This is a genomic window from Inquilinus sp., from assembly GCF_057815775.1.
In genome coordinates this window covers 24020-31374 of sequence record NZ_JBYRFX010000454.1, presented here as the reverse complement: position 1 = coordinate 31374, position 7355 = coordinate 24020, and the positions used below count along the sequence as shown (strand labels likewise).

At 72.0% G+C, this 7355-nt stretch carries 2 protein-coding genes; both read left to right on the top strand.

Annotated elements, in window-relative coordinates; all coding sequences use genetic code 11:
- The coding region (locus AC3XYG_RS16290; protein WP_489140898.1) for an alpha-2-macroglobulin family protein at positions 1-4838 on the top strand (4838 nt) is incomplete at its 5' end.
- A gap of 199 nt (positions 4839-5037) precedes the next feature.
- Positions 5038-7311 (top strand): transglycosylase domain-containing protein, encoded by a 2274-nt coding sequence (locus tag AC3XYG_RS16285; RefSeq protein ID WP_489140897.1) that lies wholly within the window; start codon positions 5038-5040, stop codon positions 7309-7311.
- Positions 7312-7355: the final 44 nt, after the last annotated feature.

Here is a 7355-nt window from a genome sequence, read left to right as displayed (position 1 = left end):
GCGACGTGTTCCGCATCACCCCGGCGGTCGACGATTTGGCGCTGGAGCCCGACGGCCGCGCCCTGACCCTGACCGGCCGCTTCCTGCCGGACACGGTGTACACGCTGCGGATCGACCCCGGCAGCGTGAAGGATGTCCGGGGACGGCCGCTGTCGGGCGCCGCGACCTCCACCCGCTTCGTCTTCCCGCCCGACCTGCCGGCGCTGGCCTGGGATGCCGGCCAGGGCATCAGCGAGCGCTTCGGGCCGCAGATGGTGCCGCTGCGCGGCCATGGCTATGACCGCGCCGATATCCGCATCCACCGCATCGACCCGCTGGGCCGCGACTTCTGGCCGTTCCCGCCGGAAGGGCTGACCACCCAGGACGACACCGCGCCGCCGCTGGCCGGCAACGAGCCGTCGGCCTGGACCGACGCGGCCAAGATCGACCGCGACGCCATGGCCGCGCGCATCGCCGCCCTCGGCTCCCCCGCCGTGTCTGAGATGGTGCCCCTGCCCTCGCTGCGCGGCGGCGTGTCGGCCAAGTTCGGCCTCGACCTCAAGCCACTGCTGCAGAAGATCACCGGCGCGGACCAGCCCGGCACCTATCTGGTCGGGCTGCGGCCGATCGACGGCGGCGACCGGCGCTGGCTGCGGCTGCAGGTCACGGACCTGACCCTGTCGACGGTGGAGGAGCCGCAGCGCATCCGCTTCACCGTGACCTCGCTGAACACCGCCAAGCCGATCGACGGCGCCGAGATCCGCCTGGAAGGCGTGCGCGACGACAAATTCGTCACCCTGCAGCGCGGCGTCACCCAGGCCGATGGCAGCTTCAGTTGGGCGCCGAAGGGCAACACCGCCGACGAGCCGGAGATCCGCCGCATCGTCGTGACCAAGGGCACCGACACGCTGGTGCTGGAGCCCGACAACGGGCCGGAGCAATACGCCCAGGAGAACTGGACCAAGCCGGAGGAGCCCTGGCTGGCCTGGGGCTTCGGCGACGTCGCCGCGCGGCGCGAGCAGGCACAGATCCTGTGCCATGTCTTCACCGAGCGGCCGATCTACCGGCCGGAGGAGCCGATCGAGATCCGCGGCTTCGTCCGCTCCTATCTCGGCGGCGGCCTATCCTTCGCCAGCGGTAAGGGCGAGGTCGTCATCAACGGCCCGGACGACCAGGAATGGCGCCTGCCGGTGTCGCTGGACGCCAATGGCGGCTTCTACCAGCGCTTCGAGGAAACGACGACGGCGACGGGCGACTACAGCGTCCGCTTCGTCGACGCCGACGGCACCGAATGCGGCCAGGTGCCCTTCAAGAAGGAGGCATACAAGCTGCCGACCTTCGAGGTGCTGCTGAACGGCCCGGATTCGGCGCCGCTGGACAGCCAGATCCAGGTGTCGCTGCTAGCGCGCTACTTCGCCGGCGGCCTGCTGGCCGATCGCCCGATCAAGTGGCGGGTGACGCAGTTCCCCTACAGCTGGACCCCGCCGGGCCGCGAAGGCTTCCTGTTCTCCAGCGATTCCCGCTTCTCCGGCGAGCATGAGTTCCGCTCGACCCCGGTGCTGCAGCAGGACGGCAAGACCGATGCCGGCGGGTCCGCCCAGATCACCCTGGACCCGACGATCGAGCCGACCGCCCAGCCGCGCCGCTATGTGGTCGAGGCCACGGTCACCGGCGACGACGACATGCAGATCCGCAGCACCCAGCATGTGGTGGCGCTGCCGCCCTTCACCCTGGGGCTGAAGGTGCCGCGCTATTTGCCGAAGGCCGAGGCGGTGGATCCGGAGATCCTGGCGGTCGACGGCGCCGGCAAGCCGATCGCCGGCGTCGAGATGACGGTCCGGCTGGTGCGCCGCAACTGGAACGCCGTGCTGCAGGCCAGCGACTTCAGCCAGGGGTCGGCGAAATACGTCACCCAGGTGATCGACGAGACGCTGGAGGAGCGCAAGGTCACCTCGACCACCGATGTGCAGACGCTGCACTTCGCCCTGCCGGATGCCAGCGTCTACATCGTCTCGGTCGAGGCGGCGGACAAGATCGGCCGCGCCCAGTCGGTCAAGGTCGACCTGTTCGCCGCCGGCGACACGCCGGTGACCTGGTCGCGGCCGCCGGGGCAGAACGTCACCGTCACCGCCGACAAGGATGCCTACGCCCCCGGCGAGACGGCGACGCTGGTGATCGAAAGCCCGTTCCAGACCGCCCGCGCACTGGCGGTGGTGGAGGAGCCGGAAGGCCGCTTCCGCTACGACTGGGTCGACATCACCAACGGCTTCGGCCGCTATGCCGTGCCGATCCGCAAACAGCAGATGCCCAAGCTGGCGGTGCATTTCCTGATCATGCGCGGCCGCCTGGCCGGCCCCGACCAGTCCGCCACCGCTCCCTTCGACCAGGGCAAGCCGGTGACACTGGCGACCACCGCCTGGGTCAAGGTCACGCCGGTCGAGAACCAGGTGGCGGTAGCGATCGACGCGCCGCCCAGCGCCCGCCCGGCGCAGGAGATCGAGGTGACGCTGCACCTGGCCGACGCCAAGAATAAGCCGCTGCCGGGCGAAGCCACCTTCTGGATGATCGACCAGGCCGTGCTGTCCCTGGCCAAGGAACAGCCGCTGGACCCGCTGCCGAAGTTCATCGTCGCCCGCATGTCGCAGATGGCGGCGCGCGACACCCGCAACATGGCCTTCGGCGTGATCCCGCTGGAGGAGGTGCCGGGTGGCGACGAGGCGACCGATGAATGGGGGGTGGAGAACATCTCCGTCCGCCGCAACTTCAACCCGGTGCCGATCTACCTGCCGCATGTCCAGGTCGGGCCGGACGGCACCGCCAAGGTCAAGGTCAAGCTGCCGGACACGCTGACCGTCTACAAGCTGCGCGCCGTGGTCACCAGCGGTCCCGACCGCTTCGGCTTCGGCGTCGGCGAGGTCAAGGTGCGCCAGCCGATCGTGGCCCAGCCCGCCCTGCCCCGCTTCGTGCGGCCGGGCGACAGCTTCGATGCCGGCCTGATCGGCCGCGTGGTCGAAGGACCGGCCGGGTCCGGCCGCGCCGGCATCAGCGTCGACGGGCTGACGGTCGAAGGGTCGAAGGACCGCGCCTTCGCCTGGGACGGCAACAGGCCGGCGAAGATCACCTTCCCGGTCTCGGTGCCCGACCCGGCGCCGGGCCAGGACACGGCCAAGCTGCGGCTGGTGCTGCAGCGCGACGCCGACAAGGCCGGCGACGCGGTCGAGATCGCGCTGCCGATCCGGCCGGACCGGCCGCCGCTGCGCCAGCACAGCATCGTCGACCTGGCCCCCGGCGCCAAACAGGACCTGCTGGCGGCGCCGGGCGATGTCCGCCCCGGCTCCTACACCGCGTCGGTGGCGATGGCGGCGGACCCGGCGCTGGTGCGGCTGGTCGCCGGGCTGAACGCCCTGGCCGACTATCCCTTCGGCTGCACCGAACAGGTGATGGCGCTGTCCAGCGCCGAGCTCGCCCTGAAGCCCTATGCCCCGATCCTCGCGGCCGCCGGGCTGCAGGACCGCATCTCGGCCGATGTGCAGAAGACGATCCAGAGCATCGTCCGCACCACCGACGAGGACGGGCTGGTCGGCTTCTGGCCGAAGTCGCGCGGCTCGGTGATGCTGACCGCCGCGTCCTACTATTTCCTGGTCCAGGCGGAGAAGGCCGGCGAGACCGTCGACCCGGCCCTGAAGGACCGGCTGGCCCAGGTGCTGAAACAGGCGCTGCGGTCGGATTATCCCCGCTTCCTGCAAGGCGAGGAGATCCGCGAGCGGGTCGCCGCCCTGGCCGCGCTGGCCGCGGGCGGGACGCTCGACCCGGCCTATGTCGCGGAGCTGAGCCGCCGGGCCTCGCTGCTGCCGCTGGAATCGCTGGCGCAGGTGACGGAGATCGTCGCCGCCTCGGCCGATGCCGATCCGCGCCAGGTCTCGGCCCTGCTGGACCAGGTCAAGGCCAATGTCCGGCTGCTGTCGCGCAATGGCCAGCCGGTCTATGCCGGGCTGCAGGACCGGCCGGCCGACCCGATGGTGCTGCCGTCGGAGACGCGCACCCTGTCGGAGGTGATGCTGGCCGTGGTCCGCGCGGCGCCGGAAGACCCGCTGCTGGGCCAGTTGCGCACCGGGCTGATCGGGCTGGGCGACGGCTCCGGCTGGGGCAGCACCAATGCCGACGCGGCCGCGCTGCGCGCGCTGGCCGCGGCCTGGGTGGCGCCGAGCGGGTCGGTGCCCGTCGCCGCCTCGCTGGCCGGCACCGAGCAGACCGGCACGCTGGAGCCCGACGCGCCGGTGCTGCACTGGACGACGACTTCGGGCGGCGCGGTCACGGTGGCCAATCACGGTGGCCAGTCGGTGGTGGCACTCGGCGATGCGCGCTGGCTGCCCAAGGCCCCCGGATCGGCGGCGGCCGCGGTGCAGGATGGCTTCGTGCTGTCGCGCCAGCTGTACCGGGTGCCCGCCGACGGCCCGCTGGAGCGGCTGGATGCCGGCGGCGACGGCGCCATCCATGTCGCCTCCGGCGAGGTGGTCGAGGAGGTGATGGAGCTGATCAACCCCGAGCCGCGGGTCCAGGTCGCCATCCGCCTGCCGATCGCCGCCGGGTTCGAGCCGCTGAACCCGAACCTGGCGACGGCACCGGCCGAGGCCGCGCCGTCGGCCGGGCCGTCGGCGCCGCCGAGCTATTCCAGCTATGGCGACGACGAGGTCCGGGTGTTCTACGACCGGCTGGACAAGGGGACGCTGACCTTGCGCTTCCGCCTGCGCGCCCAGGTCGCCGGCAGCTTCATCCAGCCGCCGGGCGAGGCCGAGATGATGTACCGGGCGGGTGTCTACGGCGCCAGCGCCGGCGCCCGGATCGTCGTCAGCCCGTGAGGCGGGTCGGATGAAGATGGTCTCGGGCTGTCTCGAGGGAACGCGTTGCCTCTCCCGCTTGGCGGGAGAGGTCGGAAATCCTCTTGGATTTCCGGGTGAGGGCGGGCACTGGCCTCGACGAAGAACCCTCACCCGGAGCCGCTTCGCGTCTCCGGCCTCTCCCGCAAGCGGGAGAGGCAACACGTTCCGGCAGCCCTAGATGCAGCCCGCCTCTCTCACCACGACACCCTCGCCCCGTCGCCCCTGGCGCCGGCGGATCGGCTGGGCTGTGCTCGCCCTGTTCCTCGCCGTGTTCGGCCTCTACGCCACCCAGGTGGCGCTGCGGGCGCATCTGGAGGCGCCGGCGCCGACCCCGATCCTGTACGACCGGCAGGGCCAGTTCATCGCCCAGATCGGCCATGAGGAGCGAACCGAGGACGGCAGGCGCTTCGTCGATTACGGCTACTGGACGGTCGATCCCCTGCCCGAGCGCGTCGTGCGCGCCACCCTGGCGCTGGAGGACCGGCGGTTCTGGGACCATCCCGGCGTCGACCCGCGCGCCGTCGGCCGCGCCCTGTGGCAGAATTTGGAGGGCGGCCGGGTGCGGTCCGGCGCCTCGACCATCGCCATGCAGATCGCCCGGATGCAGCAGCCGCAGTCGCGCACCCTGTGGGCCAAGGCGGTGGAGGCCGGCACCGCGCTGGTGCTGACCCAGCGCTATGACCGGCACGTGCTGCTGGCGCATTACCTGCGCCTCGTCCCCTACGGCAATGGCAGCCACGGCATCGCCCATGCCGCGCGCTGGTATTTCGACAAGCCGGTGGCGGATCTGAGCTGGGCCGAGATCGCCCTCTTGTCCGCCATCCCGCAGGCGCCCGGCACCATGAATCCGAGGCGGCCGCTGGGCCTGGCCAAGGCCAAGCAGCGCGGCCAGCGGGCGCTGGACGAGCTGGCGCGCCAGGGCGTGATCGGGCCGGACGAGCTGGCCCAGGCCACCACCCAGCTGGCCGATCTGCGCCTGCCGCCGACGCCGCGCCGGCCCGACGCCGTCCCCGCCATCCTGCGGCTGCGCGACATGCTGGCGCGCGACGGCGCCGAATCGCTGCCCGCCACCGATCCGCGGCTGCGCACCACGCTGGACCTGACGGTCCAGGCCGAGGTCACGGCGGCGGCGCGGCGGCAGCTGCGGGCGCTGAACGCGCTGGGGGCGCAGCAGGTCGCGGTGATCGTCGCCCGCCGCGACAACCGCGAGGTGCTGGCCGATGTCGGCTCCGCCCGCTATGGCGGGCCGGATGGCGGATCGATCGATTTCAGCCGCGCCGTGCGGTCGCCCGGCAGCACGCTGAAGCCCTTCATCTACGCCCTGGCGATGCAGCGCGCGCTGCTGGCCCCGACCGACGTGATGGCCGACATGCCGGAGGGCGCGTCCGGCATTTCCAACGCCGACCGCAGCTTCCTGGGCCCGGTGCTGCCGCGCCAGGCCCTGGCCAATTCGCGCAACATCCCGGCCACCAACCTGCTGCGCCGCCTGGGGCTGGACACCGGCTTCCGCTTCTTCCGCGAACTCGGGCTGCACGACCTCGACGTGCCGGCCGAGAATTTCGGCCTGTCGATGGCGATCGGGTCGCTGCCGACCAGCCTGGATCGGCTGGTGCGGGCCTATGGCGCCCTGGCCGATGACGGCACCCTGCGCGATCTCGTCTGGTATCGCGGCCAGGCGCTGGGGCCGCCGCGCCGCGTGCTGTCGCCCGACATCGCCCGGCTGGTCACGCTGTTCCTGTCCGACCCGATGGCGCGGCTGCCCAGCTTCCCGCGCTACGGCAGCACCGAATTCCCGTTCCCGGTGGCGCTGAAGACCGGCACCTCCCAGGGCTATCGCGATGCCTGGGTGGTGGCCTGGTCGCAGGACTACATGGTCGGAATCTGGTTCGGCCGGCCGGATGCCGGGACCATGCGGCAGGTCGCCGGCGCGGGATCCGCCGCCAAGCTGGCGCAGGATGTGCTGATCGGCCTGCACGGCGCCCGGCCCGGCGATCTGCTGGACGCCAGCTTCCCGGTGCCGCGGGCCTACAAGCCGGTCGAGCTGTGCGTGCCGGATGGCGGCCCCGCCCCGTCCTTCTGCCGCCAGCGCCTGGTCGAATGGGTCAAGGCAGACGCGGCGCCGCCGGCGGCGATCCAGGCCGTCGCCCGGCCCGAGACGGACGGCCCGACGATCGGCACCGCCGAGCCGCCGCACCTGTCGATCACGATGCCGGAGCAGAACGCCCGGATCTGGCGCAACCCGGAAATGCCGCCGGCGCTCGACCGGCTGGCGCTGAAGGCGTCGGCCCCCGGCGCCACCCAGGTGGTCTGGTATGTCGACGGCGTGCCGTTCCGGACGGCCCGGCCGGACGAGACAGTCTATTGGCCGCTGACCCCAGGCGCCCACCGCTTCCAGCTGCGCCTGCCGCTGCAGGATGGGGAGTCCCGCCCGGTGCGGATCGTGGTGGAGTGAGACCGGGAGAGCCGGCAGAGCCCACCCCTCCTCCTGTCATTGCC

Coding starts and splice junctions, on each gene's coding strand:
- AC3XYG_RS16285 (WP_489140897.1), top strand. CDS start 5,038: ATGCAGCCCGCCTCTCTCACCACGACACCCTCGCCCCGTCGCCCCTGG.